The organism is Pseudomonas sp. GM78 (genome assembly GCF_000282475.1).
Lineage (GTDB): Bacteria > Pseudomonadota > Gammaproteobacteria > Pseudomonadales > Pseudomonadaceae > Aquipseudomonas.
In genome coordinates this window covers 1-1,029 of record NZ_AKJF01000113.1, presented here as the reverse complement: position 1 = coordinate 1,029, position 1,029 = coordinate 1, and the positions used below count along the sequence as shown (strand labels likewise).

Annotated in this window: 1 protein-coding gene; it reads right to left on the bottom strand. The window is 64.3% G+C overall.

The window, feature by feature from the left end:
• Positions 1 to 1,029: calcium-binding protein (locus PMI35_RS34685; protein ID WP_032831733.1), on the bottom strand; the 1,029-nt coding region annotated here is incomplete at both ends.

The window sequence follows — 1,029 nt, the reverse complement described above, 5'->3', positions numbered from 1 at the left end:
CCCCGCCGGTGAGGGTGTTGGCCAGGGTATTACCGGTACCGGTGAAGTTGCCCGCGCCGGTATAGGTCAGGTTCTCGACGTTGGCACCCAGGGTATAGCTGGCCAGCGTCGTCTGCACGGTATCCGTACCGGCACCCGCCGCCTCGACCACCAAGTCCGCGACTGCATCGACGACGTAGGTGTCGTTGCCAGTTCCTCCCAGCAACTGGTCAGCACCCGTACCGCCATTGAGGACGTCGTTTCCGACCCCGCCGGTAATGGTGTTGGCCAGGGCATTACCGGTACCGGTGAAGTTACCGGCGCCGGTATAGGTCAGGTTCTCGACGTTGGCAGCGAGCAGGTAGTTGGCCAGGCTGGTTTGCACCAGATCGGTACCGCCACCCACTGCCTCGGTGACGGCGTCACCGACGTTGTCGACCACGAAGGTGTCGTTGCCGGCACCGCCATTCATGGCATCCGCGCCGAGCCCACCGTTGAGGGTGTCGTTGCCGTCCCCGCCATTGAGGACGTCGCTGCCGACCCCGCCGGTAATGATGTTGTCCAGCGCGTTACCGGTACCGGTGAAGTTACCGGCACCGGTATAGGTCAGGTTCTCGACATCAGCACCCAGGGTGTAGCTGGCCAGCGACGTCTGCACGGTATCCGTACCGCCACCCGCCCCCTCGACCACCACGTCCGCGACTACATCGACGACGTAGGTGTCGTTGCCGGCTCCCCCCACCAACTGGTCAGCCCCCGCGCCGCCATTGAGGACGTCGTTACCGCCCCCGCCGGTGATGGTGTTGGCCAGGGCGTTACCGGTGCCGGTGAAGTTACCGGCACCGGTGTAGGTCAGATTCTCCACGTTGGCAGCGAGCGTATAGCTGGCCAGGGTGGTCTGCACCAGATCGGTACCACCACCCACGGCTTCGGTGACGGTGTCACCGACGTTGTCGACCACAAAGGTGTCGTTGCCGGCACCGCCATTCATGGCATCCGCGCCGAGCCCACCGTTGAGGGTGTCGTTACCGACCCCGCCGGTAATGATGT